The sequence below is a fragment of the Anaeromyxobacter oryzae genome (assembly GCF_023169945.1).
Taxonomy (GTDB): domain Bacteria; phylum Myxococcota; class Myxococcia; order Myxococcales; family Anaeromyxobacteraceae; genus Anaeromyxobacter; species Anaeromyxobacter oryzae.
The window spans coordinates 4,411,726-4,427,529 of the sequence record NZ_AP025591.1 but is presented as its reverse complement, the minus strand read 5'-3'; the positions used below and the strand labels follow the sequence as shown (position 1 = coordinate 4,427,529).

Sequence of the window (15,804 nt, the reverse complement as noted above, 5' to 3'; positions counted from 1 at the left end):
GGATAGCCGTCCGCTCTCGCCGCCGCACCCCGCGAGGAGCGGCGCTCGTCGCGAGCGCACCCGCGCCGCGCGCTTGCTACACTCGGGGCCATGGTCATCCGCGCGCTGACGGTGTTCCGGACGCTGTTCCTCGCGTACCTGGTGTATTACACGTTCCGTGCGACCCCGCTCATCATGGGGTTGCCCGAGAACGTCACGGACCCGTACCCGATCTGCAAGGCGAGCAACACCGCGCTGCAGAAGGGGATCTGGATGGCGCTCGCCTGGATCGCGCTCGAGACCGCGATCGGGTGGTGGTGGTGGTCGCGCGCGAGCCGCAAGCCGCTCGAGCCGGACGTGCCGAGGGCGGGCTCCAGCGAGCCGCCGTTCGCCCCTCCCTCGCACCGGTAGGCCCGGAGGACGATGCAGCCCCGCGCGTTGCTGTACCGCCTCCGCTCCTGGCTCCACCGCCGGGACGTGTCGGTCTGGTACGACGCGCGCTACCGCCTCCCGCTCTCGGGGATCGAGGTCTCGGCGGGCATGGAGCCGCGCCGCGCCGACCACGTCGCGTGGTGGCTGCGCGAGTCGAGCGCCGTTCCCGAGAGCGGCTTCCGCGCGCCGCGCCGGATCTCCTACGAGGATCTCGCGCGCGTGCACGACGCGGACCTCCTCGAGTCGCTCGGCCGGCCCGAGACGCTCGCGCACGTCTTCGCGGTGGATCCTTCGGACGTCCCCGTCGACGAGGTGATGACGACCATCCGCCTCGCCTGCGGCGGGACGCTGGGGGCGGCGCGCGAGACGCTCCGCACCCGCGCGCCGGCGCTGAACCTGCTCGGCGGGTTCCACCACGCCGGGCCGTCCTCCGCGGGCGGGTTCTGCCCCGTGAACGACGTCGCGGTCGCCATCGCCGCGCTCCGGGCCGAGGGGTTCCAGGGGCACGTCGCGGTCCTGGACCTCGACGCCCACCCGCCCGACGGACTCGCCCTCGCCCTCGCGAACGACCCCCGGCGCTGGATCGGCTCCATCTCCGGCTCGGACTGGGGCCCGCTCCCGGAGGTCGACGAGACCGTGCTGCCCGAGGGCACCGGCGACGACGGCTACCTCGACGCGCTCGGGGCGCTGCTCGCGCGGATGCCGCGCCCGCAGCTCGCGTTCGTGCTCGCCGGCGGCGACGTCCTCGCCGGCGACCGGATGGGCCGGCTCGGGCTGTCGCTCCGCGGCACGCGCGAGCGCGATCTCCTCGTCGCCGCGGAGCTCGAGGGCGTCCCGGCGGTGTGGCTGCCGGCCGGCGGCTACTCGCGCCACGCCTGGCGCGTGCTCGCGGGGACCGGGATGGCCCTCACCGCCGGCTCCGACGAGCCGATCCCGGAGGACTACGATCCGCTCTCGGCGCGGTTCGCGGTGGTCTCGCGCGCCCTCTCGCCGGTGGACCTCGGCGACACCGGCGAGCTGACCGCGGAGGACCTCGAGGAGGCGCTCGGGATCCGACCGCAGCGGCAGCGGCTGCTGCTCGGCTTCTACACCGCGTCCGGGATGGAGCACGCCCTCTACCGCTTTGGGATCTTCGAGCAGCTCGAGCGCATCGGGTACCGCAACTTCCGCGCCGCGTTCGACTCGTCCGGGATGGGCGAGCGCGTCCGGCTCTACGGCGAGGCGGACGGGGAGGAGGTTCTGCTCGTCGAGCTCATCCTCGAGAAGCGCCGCGTCCTCGGCGTCGAGGTGCTCTACGTCCACTGGCTGTCGCTCCGGAACCCGCGCGCCCAGTTCAGCGAGCGCCGGCCGCGGCTGCCGGGGCAGGAGGTGCCGGGGCTCGGCCTCGCCCGCGAGGCGGGCTCGATGCTGGCGCGGATGGCGGTGCGCCTCGGCGTCGGCGGCGTCGTCTTCCGGCCGTCGCACTACCACACCGCCTACGCCGCGCGGCACGAGTTCGCGTTCATCGATCCGGAGCGTCAGGGCCGGTTCGAGGCGCTCGTGCGGGACCTCAAGGGTACGTCGCTCCGGGAGGCGACCCTCGCGGTGAGCGAGGGCCGCCTCCGGATGAACGGCGCGCCCTACGCATGGGAGGCGGACGAGATGGCGTACTGGCTCCGCGAGTCGCCGTCGGAGCCGGGCGAGGTGGAGCGCGAGCGCGAGCGGGTCCACTTCACCGTCGTGCCCCCGGCGGAGGCCGACGCCGCGGTCACGACGCGGGCGGCGCCTCCGCCAGCAGCGCCTTGACCTCGCGCTCGAGCCGCTCGCCCGACGCGGCGTCGAACCCGACGTGGACGTGCCGCACGATGCCGCGCCGGTCGAGGACGAGCGTGGTCGGCAGGCGCTGCACGTCGAGGGGCTCGGAGAGCTTCGCGCCGCCGCGGTCCCAGAGGATGGCGATCGAGACCGGGTGCTGGACGAGGAACGCGTCGAGCTGGGCGCGGTCCTCGTCGAACGACACGGCGGTGACGGCGAGACCCTGCTCGCCGTAGCGGTGCGCGAGCCCGTCGAGGTGCGGGAGCTGGTCCTGGCACGGCTCGCACCACGTCGCCCAGAAGTCGACGACGCGGACCCGGCCGTCGGCCTCGAGCCGCACCGGCCGCCCCGACAGGTCCTCCGCCGCGATGTCGACGCTCTTGCCGGTGAGGGCAGGCGCCCGGAGCGCGGGGCGCGCGGTGGCGCACGCGGTCGCGGCGGCGAGCAGGACGGCGAGGGCGGGTCGGGCCATGGCGGGATTCTAAGCGGGGAGCACGACGCTCGCCGGTTCGCGGCGCGCCTCGGGTGCCTTCCGCCGTGCGCGTGGGAGCGGCGGGCGCGCACGCACCGGTTGCTTCACGCAGCGTGCTCCGGCGCGAGGTCGTTCCCGGTGGGCAAAATCCCAGGTGGGTCGAGGGGCTTCGTAAAGGTTTCCTGATCTGGAGCAACATTGGATCCTCGCGCGTGTGCGAAGGTCGCCCGCGAATACGTCCGTCGCTTCGCGGTGCACCGCCGTCGCGACCCACCGTCCGCCGAGGTGAGCTCCTGATGCGCCATACAAAGTTGATCGCCGCCGCCCTCGTGCTGCTCGCCGGGGCCACGGTTCGTGCCGACACGGTCGACGTCAGCTCGACCACGCTCGTCACCGGGGGGCAGCAGACCCGGTTCACCGGCGGCACCAAGCTCGACCTGGTCACGGTCGTCCCCGCCTACGAGATCCTCTCCGTCGTCGCCCGTGACGTGACGAACCCGGTCGCGAGCGACCTGCAGCTCGTGCTCGCGGGCTGGGGCGCTTACGACTTCGACCACCTCCGCTGGGACAACGGGACCAGCTCGAACCTGAACGGCGACCTGCAGATGGGTTACGTGCAGGGCAAGCTCCTGAACCGGCAGCTCACGCTCCGGATCGGCCGCGAGCAGGTCCAGACCGGCGTCGCCCGGATGATCCACATCGACGGCGGCGAGGCGATCGTGCTCCTTCCGGCCGGGTTCCGCGTGTCCGGCTACGTCGGCGCCCCGGTCTCGCAGCGGTTCCAGTCGCGCAGCGGCCTCCGCAGCTGGAACCCGGAGGGCGGCGACCTCGCCTACGGCGGCCGGCTCGCGTACTCGCTGCCGATCCCGGGCGTCCCCGGCCGCGGGCTCGACATCGGCGCCTCGGCGAACTTCGTCGAGGACGGCGGCGATCCCGTGCGCCAGGAGGTCGGCGGCGACCTCCGCCTGCAGCCGATCGGGAACCTCACCCTGCTGGCGTTCGGCGCGTACAGCCTCTACGACGACCGGTTCTCCGAGGCGAGCGTGATGGGCACCTGGACGCCCATCCACAAGCTGCACCTCTCGGCGGACTGGCACTTCTTCGCGCCCGACCTGTTCCTCGCGCGGAACTCGGTCCTCTCGGTGTTCTCGGCCTCCGACCGGAACGAGTTCGGCGGCGGCCTGACGTACGAGCTCGGCCGCGGCCTGTCGGTCGGCGCCGACTACCACCTGCAGCTCGAGCCCGGCGCGACCGAGGAGTCGGGGCACCACATCGGCCACGACGCCAACGCGCGCCTCGACTGGTCGCGCGGCGCCACCGTGGCCGGCGCCGAGTTCCTGTTCCTCGACGCCCTCGAGAACGGCTACTGGGGCGGCCGGCTCTACGGGCGGCAGTCGTTCGGGAAGCTGTTCGCCGCCGCGGACGTGATCGGCCACGTCTTCCGCGAGAAGGTGAACAACGAGACCTACGCCGTCACCGGCACCCTCTCCGCCGGCCTCGAGCTCGCCCGCGGCTTCTCCGCGGTGATCTCCGGCCGCGCGGGCGTGACCCCGTTCCTGGAGCAGACCTACGACGTCATGGCGAAGCTCGTCTACAACCAGACCTACGTGCGCCGGGAGGTGCGGTGATGAACCGGCTCCTCCTCTCCCTCGCCGCCCTCGTGGCGGTGACGGGCTGCAAGCTGAAGCCCATGTCCGAGACGTACGCGACGGAGCAGTCGCCGTACGTCTTCCCGCACTCGCCCCACGTCGAGAACGACGTCGCGTGCAGCAACTGCCATGCGGGCATCGAGAAGGCGACGAAGCTCGATCCGGCCGGGCGGCACGTGAAGCTGCCCGCGAAGATCTCGAAGAACGACGCGTGCAGCGGCTGCCACGACACCGACCCGAAGATCACCATCCCCTCCCAGCGGCCCCGCGCGCGGCTCACGTTCAATCACGCGGAGCACCTCCCGCGCGTGAAGGGTGACTGCAAGGCCTGCCACAAGGCGCTCCCGGACAAGGGCGACAAGCAGGCCAAGGTGCCGCCGATGGTCGCCTGCACCACCTGCCACAACCACCAGAAGGACTTCGCGGAGGCGCGGTGCACGCCGTGCCATACCGACCTCAAGGGCTACAAGCCGGTGACGACCTTCGCCCACGAGGGCGACTGGATGCGGATCCACGGCCGGCTCGCGAAGCCCGTCGCGGAGAGCTGCGCGCAGTGCCACGACCAGACCTACTGCGCGGAGTGCCACTCCCCGCAGACGACGCCGGCGCGGCCGTCCGTCATCTGGCCGGAGGAGGTCACGCGCGCGTTCATCCACCGCGGTGACTACGTGTCGCGGCACATGATCGAGGCCGGCGCGAACCCGGCGAGCTGCCGGAAGTGCCACGGCAGCCCGTTCTGCACCGCCTGCCACGAGCTGCAGGGCGTCTCGGCGGCGGCGGTGACCAACGTCCGCGATCCGCACCCGGCGGGCTGGGCGAACCGCGCTCTGGGCGGCACCGCATTCCACGGCGACGCCGCGCGGCGGGACATCACCTCGTGCGCCGGGTGCCACGACAACGGCGCCGACACGATCTGCGTCCGCTGCCACAACGTCGGGAACAGCATCACCCAGGGCCTCGGCCCGAACGGGCCGCACCCGCAGAGCTTCATCTCGAAGCACCGGAACGAGGACAAGTCGAAGAACTCGATGTGCCTCGCGTGCCACACGAACGGCACGTAGCCGCTGCCTGAAGCACGACACACGACGGGCCCGGTCGCGAGAGCGGCCGGGCCCGTTCCGCTTCAAGGGCCGCCCGCGGCGCCCCTCCCCTGCCGCTGGCCGTGAGCGGGGTGCGCTACCCCCGCCCGACCGCCTCGAGCACCTTCCCCCAGATCCCGCCGAACGCACCGTTCGACATCGCGACCACGACATCGCCGCCCCGCGCCGCGCCGGCGATCGCCGGGACCATCTCGTCGACCGTGGCGTACACGTGGGCGCGCTTGCCGCGCGCGTTCAGGGCGGCGACCACCGCGTCCACGTCGAGCCGCTCGCTCTCGGGGACCTTGTCCGTCGGGATGGGCCGGAGCAGGAAGACCTCCGCGGCGTCGGACCAGGTGGCCGGGTCGGCGTAGTCGTGCTGGTGCAGGTTCCGCCGGCTGGTGTTCGAGCGCGGCTCGAAGGCCGCGAGGAGGCGTGCGCCGGGGAAGCTCCCCTGCACCGCCGCGAGGGTCTGCCGGACGGCGCGGGGGTGGTGGGCGAAGTCGTCCACGACGGTGACGCCGCCCGCGGTGCCCCGCACCTCCTGCCGGCGCTTCACGCCGTGGAACGCGGCGAGCCCGGCCGCGATCTCCGCCGGCGAGAGGCCGAGCGCGGTCGCCGCCGCCGCCACGCCGAGCGCGTTCTCGACGTTGTGGGCGCCGCCGACGGGCAGGTGCACCTCCGCGAGCGCCGCGCCGTGCCGGACCAGCGTGAAGCGGGCGCCGTCGCGATCCAGGCGCAGGCCGCGCGCCTCCCAGTCGGCGCCGGACCGGTCCACCGCGTACGTCTCGACGCGCGCCCGCGACCGGGCGGCGATCCGGCGGACGCTCCCGTACGCCGCGCACGCCGCGAGGAACCCGCCGTCCGGGAGGAGGTCGACGAACTTCTCGAAGGCGCTCTCGTAGTGCGCCTCGTCCCGGTAGATGTCGGCGTGATCGAGCTCGCAGCTCGTGAAGATCGCGGTCTTCGGCCGGTAGTGCAGGAACTTGGGGCCCTTGTCGAAGTACGCGGTGTCGTACTCGTCGCCCTCGACGACGAAGTGGGCCCCCTGCCCCAGGCGGAAGTTCGACTCGAAGTCGCGCGTCACGCCGCCGACCAGGAACGACGGGTCGCGTCCGGCGTGGTGCAGCACCGCCCCCATCATCGCCGAGGTGGTGGTCTTGCCGTGCGTGCCGACGACCACGACGCCGTGGCGCGGCCCGATGAAGAGCTCGCCCAGCGCGGCGGGGAAGGACACGTGCGAGAGCCCGCGGTCGCGCATCGCGGTCGCCTCGGGGTTCACCATCCGGACGACGTTCCCGACCACGACCACGTCCGGCCGCGCCCGGTCGAGGTTCGCCGGCGCGTACGGGGACATCGCCTGGATGCCCCAGCGCTCGAGCTGGGTCGACATGGGCGGGTAGACGTTCTCGTCGGAGCCCGTCACCTCGTAGCCCGCGGCCTTCAGCATCCCCGCGAACGAGCCCATGCCCGTGCCGGCCACGCCGATGAGGTGGATGCGCTTCACGCTCTTCCAGTCGATCACGTCTGCTCCTAGAGGCCGAGGGACTCCGCCACCGCGTCGTGGAACCGCTGGCGGAGCCCGCGGATTCGCCCCTTGTCGGCGGTGCCGCCGGGGTGGGTGTGGTTCGTGAGGAGCGCGCACACGACGCCGGCATCGAGGTCGATCCAGAGCGAGCACCCGGTGTAGCCGAGGTGCCCGATGGCCCCGCGCGGTCCGCGCCCCAGGCGGCTCCCGAGCGAGGTCGCCCCGCCGCTCGGGGTGTCCCACCCGAGGGCCCGCTCGCTGCCGGCGACCGCCGGATCGCGCCGGGCGAACTCCGCCGCTGCCGACGCCGGCACGACGGAGCGGCCGCCGGAGAGGGCGTCGAGCCAGGCCTGGCCGAGCGCGGCCACCTCGAGCGCGGTCGAGAACACGCCGGCGTGGCCGCCGACCCCGCCCATGGCCCAGGCGTTGTCGTCGTTCACCGCGCCCGCGACCACCTCGCGGCGCGCCTGCGACCAGCCGGTCGGGACGAAGGTCCGGTCCTCGCCTCGCCGGCGCGCGTCCGCGGGCTCCGTGCCGTCCAGGAAGAAGGTGGACGCGAGGCCGAGCGGCGAGAAGATCCGGGCGGCGGCGAGCGCCGCGAGCGGCGCGCCCGCCACTCGCTCGACGAGGAGGCCGAGGGCGATGAACCCGGGATCGCAGTAGAGGGCGCGGGTCCCCGGCGGCGCCTCGACGGCCTCCGCGAGCACCGCCTCGCGGACCAGCGCGCGCCCGCGCCGGCACGCGCCGGCGAGCGCCTCGGCCGGCGGCCGCTCGCGGGCGGGCGCGAGGAGCCGTGCGGCCTCCGGATCGGCCGCCAGCCGCGCGTGATACGGGCGCCACGCCGGGAGGCCGGCAGCGTGGGCGAGGAGGTGCCGCGCCGTCACCCGCTCCTTGCCGCCCGCCTCGAAGCCGGGGAGGCGCGCCGCGACCGGCGCGTCGAGGTCGAGCGCGCCGGCCGCCACGAGCTGCGCGGCGAGCGTGGTGGTCGCCATAACCTTCGTGAGCGAGGCGACGTCGAGGAGGTCGTCGCGGCGGAGCGGCCGCTCGGACCCCGGTCCGCCCGCGCCCGCCGCGGCGGCCACGCCGTGCCAGCTCGCGTGCGCCACGCGGCCCTCGCGGAGCACGGCGCTCGCCAGCGCCGGCGCGACGCCGTCCTTCCGCGCCGCCTCCAGGACGGCGACGACCGCCGGGAGGACGTCGCTCACGCGGCGCCCCCGTCCGCCTCCAGCCACCCGTCGAAGAGGAGGCGCGGCGAGCCGTCCTCGCCGGAGGCCGGCGCGACGAGCGTCGCGCAAGCGCCGAGCGGGACCGCGAAGTTCGCGTCCTCGTGGCCGGCGGGGATCCCGTCGATGGCCGGGACGCCGAGCGCCGCGACGAGCTCCCGGACGACGTCCGCGCCGCGCAGGCCGGGCGCGTCGCAGTCGGCGAGCTGACCGACCGCCACGCCGGCGACGCCGGCGAACACGCCCGCCAGCCGGAGCTGGGTCAGGTACCGGTCGAGCTTGTACGGCTTCTCGCCGACGTCCTCGAGGAGGACGATCGCGCCGCGCAGGTTCGGCTGCCACGGCGTGCCGCAGAGGTGGGCGAGGAGCGTCAGCGACCCGCCGAGGATGGGCCCCGAGGCGCGGCCTTCGCGGATGACACCGGTCCCGGCGAGCCCGGCGCCGGGCGCGGGGGCGCCACGTCCCCCGCTCCGGCGTTCGCGGCGGAGCAGCGCCTCGAGGTGCGCGACGGCGGCCTCCGGCGCGCGGCCGAGCTGGGTGAGCACGGGACCGTGCACGGTCGCGAGCCCGGCGCGGTTCAGCGCGACGTGGATCGCGGTCACGTCCGAGAACCCGACGACGAGCTTCGGGGCGGCGAGGAGCGGTGCGGGATCGATCGTGGAGAGGATCCGCGTCGCGCCGTAGCCGCCGCGGGCGCAGAAGATCGCCCGCGCGTCCGGGTCGGCGACGGCCTCCCGCCACTCCGCGGCCCGGCGCGCGTCGTCCCCCGCGAGGTACCCGCGCCGCGCGTCCAGGTCGTCGCGCCTGCGCACCACCAGGCCGAGCCGACGCTCGAGCACCTCCACGCCGCGCGCGAGCTGCTCGGGATCGAACGGGCTCGACGGCGCGACGACGCGGACGACATCACCGCGCGAGAGCGGCGGGGGGATTCGCACGGCGCGGAGGATAACCGCCGCCAGGGGTGGGGTCGAGGCGGCGCGCGACGGCGAGGACGCGGAGTCACCGCCCCTCGGAGGGAAGCCACCCCGGCCACCCGTGGATACATCGAGGGACGGGGAGCGCAGCTTTTTCGGTCACGGCCGGGTGCGTCATGCGAATTCGTGCTAGGGGGCGTCTAAGCGTTTGGTAACTTGGGTGCTTTCGGCTCGATTTCAGGCCGTGCAAGAGATGCGGCGCGACTCGCCCCCCCGAGCGCGCACGCACGCAAACTTCGCGGGTCGCTTGGGCGGCCCCGGGGCGCCGAGCGCCGCCCCCACAGACAAGGAGCGTGTGATGAGCCCGAAGTCGCAGCTGGAAGGCGAGGTCTTCTATCCGTCGCAGGAGGTCGCCGCGCAGGCGCGGGTGAAGGACTGGGACGCCGTCGCCGCGCGCGCCGCCGAGGATCTCGAGGGCTTCTGGGGCGCCGAGGCGGAGGAGCTCGAGTGGTACCGGAAGTGGGACAAGGTCCTCGACGCCTCCGAGAAGCCCTTCTACCGGTGGTTCAAGGGCGGGCAGACGAACATCGTCCACAACTGCCTCGACCGTCACCAGCGCACCTGGCGGAAGAACAAGCTGTCGCTCGTGTGGGTCGGCGAGCGGAACGAGGTGCGGACCTACTCGTACTTCGCCCTCAACCGCGACGTCTCCAAGTTCGCGAACGTCCTGAAGGCGATGGGCGTGAAGAAGGGCGACCGCGTCACGATCTACATGCCGCGCATCCCGGAGATCGTGATCGCGATGCTCGCCACGGCGAAGCTCGGCGCGATCCACTCCGTCGTGTACGGCGGGTTCTCCGTGGACGCGCTCCAGGGCCGCATCGAGGACTCGGAGTCGAAGGTCGTCGTCACCGCCGACGGCGGCTTCATGAACGGGAAGATCGTCGAGCTCAAGAAGACGGTCGACGACGCCGTTCGCCGCTGCCCGACCGTGGAGACCGTGATCGTCGTCCAGCGCACGGCGCACGAGGTCCGGATGGAGCCGGGCCGCGACTACTGGTACCACGACCTCATGAAGCTCCCCCTCGCCTCGGGCGTCTGCCCGACCGAGGTGATGGAGTCCACCGACCCGCTCTACGTCCTCTACACGTCGGGGACGACCGGGAAGCCGAAGGGGCTCGTCCACTGCCACGGCGGGTACCAGGTCGGCATCTACTCGACGCTCAAGTACGTCTTCGACGTGAAGGACGAGGACCGGTACTGGTGCGCCGCGGATCCGGGCTGGGTGACCGGGCACAGCTACATCGTGTACGGGCCGCTCCTGCTCGGGGCGACCACCTTCATCTACGAGGGCGCGCCGACGTACCCGTACCCGAACCGCTGGTGGAGCCTGATCGAGAAGTACGGCATCACGATCCTCTACACCGCGCCCACCGCGATCCGCGGGCTGATGCGCTTCGGCGAGTCGTGGCCGAACCGGCACGACCTCTCCACGCTCCGGCTCCTCGGCTCGGTGGGCGAGCCCATCAACCCGGAGGCGTGGAAGTGGTACCACCGCGTCATCGGGAAGGGCCGCTGCCCGATCATGGACACCTGGTGGCAGACCGAGACCGGCATGTTCATGATCACGCCGGTCCCGACCATGCCGCTCAAGCCCGGCTCGGCCACGAAGCCGTTCTTCGGGCAGCAGGTGTCGATCCTCGACGACGCCGGGAAGTCCGTGCCGGACGGCGAGGAGGGCTTCCTCGTGCTCGAGAAGCCCTGGCCCGCGATGGCCACCACCGTCTACAAGGATCCGGACCGGTACGTGAAGACGTACTGGACCAAGTATCCGGGCCGCTACATGGCGGGCGACGCCGCGAAGCGGGACAAGGACGGGTACTACTGGGTCATCGGCCGGACCGACGACGTCATCAAGGTGGCCGGGTACCGGCTCGGCACCGCCGAGATCGAGAGCGCGCTCGTCTCGCACCCGGCCATCGCCGAGGCAGCGGTCATCGGGCTCCCGCACGAGGTGAAGGGCCAGGCGATCCACGCGTACGCGCTGCTGCGCCAGGGCTTCAAGCCGGGCCCCGAGCTCGAGGACGAGGTGAAGGCGCACGTCGCGCAGCACCTCGGCCCGATCGTCCGGCCGGAGAAGATCAACTTCGTCGACCAGCTCCCGAAGACCCGCTCCGGCAAGATCATGCGGCGCGTGCTCAAGGCGCGCGCCCAGGGGTTGCCCGAGGGCGACGTCTCGACGCTGGAGGAGTAGCGGCCTGGCCGGCGCGGCGCGCGCTCTTCACCGGGAGAGCGTGCGCCGCGACGCCCGGCGCGCCCCACCGAAGATCCGCGGCCCCTCCGGGGATCTGTGATACTTCCGCGCTCGATGCAGACGGGCCTGCCCCTCTGGAGGCGCCCCCGGGCGCAGCTGTACACCGTCACGGCGATCGTGTGGGCGCTCGTTCTCGCGATCCTCTTCCTCGCCTGGCCGTTCCTCCTCCCGTTCCTCCTCGCCGCGCTCGCCGCGTACGTCATCGACCCGGTGATCGCGCGCATCGCAGCCGCGCGCGTCGGCGGCCGGCCGGTTCCGCGCGCCGCGGCGGTCGCGGTCGTGTACGCGGTGCTCGGCGTGGTCGTGTACCTGCTCGCGGTGTCGGTCTTTCCGGCGGTGTACCGCGAGGCCGTCCGCGGGCTGCTCGAGCTCCGCGACGCGCTCACGAACGTCACGCCCGAGAGGATCCGCGAGTGGACCGGCGGGATCGACCGGTTCCTGCGCCGGTACGGGATCCCGCTGGACGTCACGCCGGGCGGGACGCCCACCGCGGGCGGCCGCTTCTCGGTCGACCTCGCGGCCGGGCTCGCCGAGGCGCTGCAGGAGACGAGCGTCTTCCTCCGCGGGCGCGTCGGCGACGTCGTGACGTTCTCGCGGGCCATCGTCACCGGCACCTTCCAGACGGTGTTCTTCGTCATCCTCCTCTTCATGCTGACCGCGTTCATCTCGATGGACGCGCCGCGGATCCTGCGGTTCTTCGAGACGCTCGTCCCGACGGCGTGGCGGCAGGACTTCCGGCGGCTCGTCCGCGGCATCGACGCGGGGCTCTCGGGCGTCGTCCGCGGGCAGCTCACGATCATGCTGGTGAACGGGACGCTCACGCTCGTCGGGCTCCTCGTCCTGCGGGTGCCGTTCGCGTTCGCCCTCGCCTTCCTCGCGACGCTGCTCTACGTCGTCCCCCTCTTCGGGACGATCCTGTCGTCGGTCCCCATCGTGCTGCTCGCCCTGACGGCGGGCGGGCTCTCGAAGGGGCTCCTCGCGCTCGGCTGGATCCTCGTCATCCACGCGCTCGAGACGTACGTGCTGAACCCGAAGATCATGGGGGACGCCTCGAAGATCCACCCGGTCCTGATCGTCCTCGCCCTGGTGGTCGGCGAGCGCACCCACGGGATCATCGGGGCCCTGCTGGCGGTGCCGGTCGCGAGCGTGTTCGTGGCCGTGTTCCGCTTCCTCCACCGGAAGCTCGCCGAGCTGGACGCGCGCGCCGCCGCCCAGCCCGGCACCACCTCGCTCGCAGCGCCGGATGCGGCCCCGACAGAGCCGCTCACGAAAGGAAGAACGCAGCCATGAGAACGCTGATCGCCGTCCTCGCCGTCGCGCTCGCCGCTCCGGCGCTCGCGCAGAATCCGAAGGCCGAGGAGAAGAAGCCCGCCGCGCCCGCCGCGCCCGCGGCGAAGCCGGAGCAGAAGCCGCCGGAGAAGCTCGACACCGACAAGAGCCTGTACGCGGTCGGCCTCGCCGTCGCGAAGAGCCTCGACGTGTTCGCCCTCACCCCCGCCGAGGCGGAGAAGGTGATCCAGGGCGTCAAGGACGGCCTCGCCGGGAAGCCGAAGTTCCAGCTCGACGAGAAGGCCCAGACGTCCGTGCAGGAGCTGGCGCGGACCCGCATGGCCGCCGCCGCGCAGAAGCAGCAGGCGGCCGGCGTCGCCTACCTCGACAAGATGGCGAAGGAGAAGGGCGCGGTGAAGACCGAGTCCGGCGCGATCGTCATCCCGATCAAGCCCGGCACGGGCGCCACGCCGGCCGTGACGGACACCGTGAAGGTGCACTACACGGGCACGCTCGTCGACGGGAAGGAGTTCGACTCGTCGGAGAAGCGCGGCGAGCCGGCCGAGTTCCCCCTGAACGGCGTCATCAAGTGCTGGACCGAGGCGCTGCAGAAGATGAAGGTCGGCGGCGAGGCGAAGGTCGTCTGCCCCTCGGGGATCGCCTACGGCGAGCAGGGCCGGCCGCCCGTCATCCCCGGCAACGCCGTGCTCACCTTCCACGTGAAGCTGCTCGACATCGTGAAGAAGTAGCGGCGCTCGAGGGAGGCGGCGGACGCGAGCGTCCGCCGTCTTCCCGTGCCGGTCGCGCCCGGTCGACGCAACCTTCGCCGACTCGCGCCACCGCGCCTGCGGAGTCCCTCGCGGCGTGGACGAGCCCGCGCTGTCGGTGAACCTCACCCCCCACGGTTCCGGGACGCGCCGCGCCGCACGCGGCGTGGCAGGCTGCGTGTACCGGTCGGGGGGCGAGTGTTTGCGCCCGGGGAGGTGGGGAATGAAGCGGACGCTCGGGCTGCTCGTCGTCCTCGTCGTGCTGGCCGCAACCGCGTGGCTCGTGGTCGCACGGCGGGCGCCGAACGGAAGTATCGATGCGGCGGCTGGCGGCGGCGCTGCGAACGCGAGTGCGAGTGCGAGGTCCAATAGACCTCCCTCTCCCCCCGCCTCGGCGGGGGGAGAGGGCCGGGGTGAGGGGGGCCGCTCGCGTTCCTCGACCGCTCGCGCGTCGGGCACGGGGAGCGGGCCAGGGCCCACGGGCCACGGGACGCGGGTCACGGGCACGGAGAAGCCGGGTACGTTCACGGGCACGGCCACGGGCACGATGGTGGCGACCCCGATCCCTGACGCGATCCCGACCCCGATCCCAACCCCAACCCCCGCCGCCAACGCACTCCCCGGCGCGCTCTCCGGCCATCTCCGCGACGCTCAGGGACGCGCGCTCGCCAGCGTCACCGTCCTCGCCGTCGCAGCCGACGGCAGCGACGCCGGCGAGACGGTCACCGACGACGATGGCTTCTTCCTCATCTCCGCCCTGCACGCCGGACGGTACGCGGTGTTCGCCGGGCTCGAGACCGCGCTCGCGAGCCGCGTCCCCGTACGCGGCGCCGCCGTCCGGAGCGGCACCGTGAGCCGGATCGAGCTCGCCGAGTCCGCGCGCGGCGCCGTCGTCCGGGTGCACGCGCGCGAGGCCGACGGGCGCGACGCGCCGGCGCAGGCCGTGCTCGTGGCCGGCGCGCCGGGCGTGCCGTCGTCGTTCGGGTCGCTCCTCGCGAGCGAGGCGATCTACCTGCCCGACCTCGGGGACCCACGGAGCGTGCTCCCGAACGTGCCCGCCGGCGTGTACACGGTCGTCCTCCTCCGCCATGCGGGCGCGACCCCGATCGCGGCGCGCGACCCGGTGCGCGTCCCCGGCGAGGGCGAGATCGCGATCGACGTCCGGATCCCGGCGGGCGAGAGCGCGTCCGTTCCCGCCGCCGCCCCGCCCGGACGCGTTGCGTCCCGCCCGCGCGGCGGGTAAGAGCGGGCCATGGCCGACGAGATCGTGCTGTACGGGAACGAGGACTGGACGAGCCCCTACGTCTTCTCCGCCTTCGTGTGCTTGAAGGAGAAGGGCGTGCCGTTCCAGGTCGAGCGGCTCGACCTCGCCGCCGGGCAGCACCACCGCCCGGAGTACGCGGTGCCGTCCTTCACCGGGCGGGTGCCGGCCCTCCGCCACGGCGACTTCTGGCTGGCCGAGTCGTCCGCGATCGACGAGTACCTCGAGGACGTGTTCCCGCCGCCGCGGCACGCGGCGCTGTACCCCGCGGACCCGCGGGAGCGCGCGAAGGTCCGGATGGTCCAGGCGTTCGTCCGGAGCGACGTCGCCCCGCTGCGCGCCGACCGCCCCACCTCGACGCTCTTCTCCGGCGACAAGCCCGGGCCGCTCTCGAAGGAGGGGAAGGCCGCCGCGGATCGCCTCGTCGCGGTCGCGGAGCGGTTCCTGCCGGCGGGTGCCCAGTACGTCGCCGGCGCCTTCAGCATCGCCGACGCCGACCTCGCGCTGATGCTCCAGCGGCTCGTGCACAACCACGACCCGTGCCCGGAGCGGCTCGCCACCTACGCGCGGGAGATCTTCCGGCGCCCCTCCATCCGCGAGTGGCTCGGGCACACGCGCTGGCAGGAGCGCTGAGGAGAGAACGCTCCGCTCGCAGCCCCTCTATCGCAGCCGCCGCCAGTACAGCACCTCGCCGACGTCGGGGAGGACGAGCCCGGGCAGCGCGCCGACGCGCCGGTAGCCGTGCCGCTCGTAGAAGCGCTGCGCGCCGTCGTTGAAGTCGGACACGAGCAGGAACGCGTGGGCGCTCTCGCGCGCGACCGCGGCCTCGAACGCCTCGAGGAGCGCCGCGCCGGTGCCGCGCCCCTGCCCCGCACCGAGCACGGCGATGAGCTTCAGATACCCGCCCATCGCGAGCGTCCCGGCCGGCAGGAACCAGGCGAGGCCCGCGAGCGCGCCGTCCTCCTCCGCGACGAGGAGCCCCTCCCCGCGGCCGAGCGCGGCCGAGAGCGCCGCCTCGAGCTTCTCCGGGGTCCGGCCGTAGCGGACCATGAGCGGCAGCGCCGCGAGGCCGCGCGCGAGCGCGGGGACGTCTGCGGGGGCGAGCGGGCGGATCATGCGGCGA

Annotated in this window: 14 protein-coding genes; 9 read left to right on the top strand and 5 right to left on the bottom strand. The window is 73.3% G+C overall.

The genetic code is table 11. The features are described 5' to 3' along the window. The first annotated feature begins 90 nt into the window (after positions 1-90). Together AMOR_RS19390 and AMOR_RS19385 are read left to right on the top strand one after the other, a co-directional pair. Positions 91-390 (top strand): hypothetical protein, encoded by a 300-nt coding sequence (locus AMOR_RS19390; RefSeq protein ID WP_248353372.1) that lies wholly within the window; start codon positions 91-93, stop codon positions 388-390. Positions 391-402: 12 nt separating this feature from the next. Further along, on the top strand, positions 403-2,196 hold the full coding sequence (locus AMOR_RS19385; RefSeq protein ID WP_248353371.1) for a histone deacetylase family protein: 1,794 nt from the start codon (positions 403-405) through the stop codon (positions 2,194-2,196). Here AMOR_RS19385 and AMOR_RS19380 read toward each other — a convergent pair. Continuing rightward, a complete protein-coding gene (locus tag AMOR_RS19380; RefSeq protein ID WP_248353369.1) occupies positions 2,159-2,677 on the bottom strand; it encodes a TlpA family protein disulfide reductase in 519 nt (172 codons plus the stop codon). The genes AMOR_RS19385 and AMOR_RS19380 overlap by 38 nt on opposite strands. Positions 2,678-2,973: 296 nt before the next feature. On the opposite strand from AMOR_RS19380, the gene AMOR_RS19375 reads away from it, so the two are divergent. After that, on the top strand, positions 2,974-4,305 hold the full coding sequence (locus AMOR_RS19375; protein ID WP_248353367.1) for a hypothetical protein: 1,332 nt from the start codon (positions 2,974-2,976) through the stop codon (positions 4,303-4,305). Next, the gene (locus AMOR_RS19370; protein WP_248353365.1) at positions 4,305-5,387 is read left to right on the top strand and encodes a cytochrome c3 family protein; all 1,083 of its coding nucleotides are present in this window, start codon (positions 4,305-4,307) and stop codon (positions 5,385-5,387) included. Before AMOR_RS19375 ends, AMOR_RS19370 begins: the two co-directional genes overlap by 1 nt. A gap of 115 nt (positions 5,388-5,502) precedes the next feature. Here the strand turns inward: AMOR_RS19370 and AMOR_RS19365 are convergent, their stop codons facing one another. Genes AMOR_RS19365 through AMOR_RS19355 form a run of 3 tightly spaced genes read right to left on the bottom strand, consistent with a single transcriptional unit; the run spans position 5,503 to position 9,091 of the window. Next, entirely contained in the window at positions 5,503-6,930 is a 1,428-nt protein-coding gene (locus AMOR_RS19365; protein ID WP_248353363.1) for a UDP-N-acetylmuramate--L-alanine ligase, read from the bottom strand. Between the two features lie 8 nt (positions 6,931-6,938). Further along, positions 6,939-8,138, bottom strand: a complete 1,200-nt coding sequence (locus tag AMOR_RS19360) for a serine hydrolase domain-containing protein (protein ID WP_248353361.1) — start codon at positions 8,136-8,138, stop codon at positions 6,939-6,941. Further along, positions 8,135-9,091, bottom strand: a complete 957-nt coding sequence (locus AMOR_RS19355) for a S66 peptidase family protein (RefSeq protein ID WP_248353360.1) — start codon at positions 9,089-9,091, stop codon at positions 8,135-8,137. Before AMOR_RS19355 ends, AMOR_RS19360 begins: the two co-directional genes overlap by 4 nt. Before the next feature lie 337 nt (positions 9,092-9,428). On the opposite strand from AMOR_RS19355, the gene acs reads away from it, so the two are divergent. The 5 genes from acs (at position 9,429) to yfcF (ending at position 15,314) form a co-directional block, all read left to right on the top strand. Then, positions 9,429-11,324, top strand: coding sequence for an acetate--CoA ligase (acs, locus tag AMOR_RS19350; RefSeq protein WP_248353359.1), 1,896 nt, complete (start codon positions 9,429-9,431; stop codon positions 11,322-11,324). Between the two features lie 114 nt (positions 11,325-11,438). Next, the gene (locus tag AMOR_RS19345; protein ID WP_248353358.1) at positions 11,439-12,674 is read left to right on the top strand and encodes an AI-2E family transporter; all 1,236 of its coding nucleotides are present in this window, start codon (positions 11,439-11,441) and stop codon (positions 12,672-12,674) included. Then, positions 12,671-13,402 (top strand): FKBP-type peptidyl-prolyl cis-trans isomerase, encoded by a 732-nt coding sequence (locus tag AMOR_RS19340; protein WP_248353357.1) that lies wholly within the window; start codon positions 12,671-12,673, stop codon positions 13,400-13,402. Before AMOR_RS19345 ends, AMOR_RS19340 begins: the two co-directional genes overlap by 4 nt. Positions 13,403-13,967: 565 nt before the next feature. Beyond that, positions 13,968-14,663: a carboxypeptidase-like regulatory domain-containing protein gene (locus tag AMOR_RS19335; RefSeq protein ID WP_248353356.1), complete on the top strand. Its 696-nt coding sequence runs from the start codon at positions 13,968-13,970 to the stop codon at positions 14,661-14,663. 9 nt (positions 14,664-14,672) lie between these two features. Further along, a complete protein-coding gene (gene yfcF, locus AMOR_RS19330) occupies positions 14,673-15,314 on the top strand; it encodes a glutathione transferase (RefSeq protein WP_248353355.1) in 642 nt (213 codons plus the stop codon). A 27-nt stretch (positions 15,315-15,341) separates the two neighbouring features. Here yfcF and AMOR_RS19325 read toward each other — a convergent pair whose 3' ends face one another. Then, positions 15,342-15,797, bottom strand: a complete 456-nt coding sequence (locus tag AMOR_RS19325) for a GNAT family N-acetyltransferase (RefSeq protein WP_248353354.1) — start codon at positions 15,795-15,797, stop codon at positions 15,342-15,344. Positions 15,798-15,804: the final 7 nt, after the last annotated feature.

Coding starts and splice junctions, on each gene's coding strand:
- yfcF (WP_248353355.1), top strand. CDS start 14,673: ATGGCCGACGAGATCGTGCTGTACGGGAACGAGGACTGGACGAGCCCC.
- AMOR_RS19325 (WP_248353354.1), bottom strand. CDS start 15,797: ATGATCCGCCCGCTCGCCCCCGCAGACGTCCCCGCGCTCGCGCGCGGC.
- AMOR_RS19345 (WP_248353358.1), top strand. CDS start 11,439: ATGCAGACGGGCCTGCCCCTCTGGAGGCGCCCCCGGGCGCAGCTGTAC.
- AMOR_RS19380 (WP_248353369.1), bottom strand. CDS start 2,677: ATGGCCCGACCCGCCCTCGCCGTCCTGCTCGCCGCCGCGACCGCGTGC.
- AMOR_RS19370 (WP_248353365.1), top strand. CDS start 4,305: ATGAACCGGCTCCTCCTCTCCCTCGCCGCCCTCGTGGCGGTGACGGGC.
- AMOR_RS19340 (WP_248353357.1), top strand. CDS start 12,671: ATGAGAACGCTGATCGCCGTCCTCGCCGTCGCGCTCGCCGCTCCGGCG.
- acs (WP_248353359.1), top strand. CDS start 9,429: ATGAGCCCGAAGTCGCAGCTGGAAGGCGAGGTCTTCTATCCGTCGCAG.
- AMOR_RS19335 (WP_248353356.1), top strand. CDS start 13,968: ATGGTGGCGACCCCGATCCCTGACGCGATCCCGACCCCGATCCCAACC.
- AMOR_RS19385 (WP_248353371.1), top strand. CDS start 403: ATGCAGCCCCGCGCGTTGCTGTACCGCCTCCGCTCCTGGCTCCACCGC.
- AMOR_RS19375 (WP_248353367.1), top strand. CDS start 2,974: ATGCGCCATACAAAGTTGATCGCCGCCGCCCTCGTGCTGCTCGCCGGG.
- AMOR_RS19390 (WP_248353372.1), top strand. CDS start 91: ATGGTCATCCGCGCGCTGACGGTGTTCCGGACGCTGTTCCTCGCGTAC.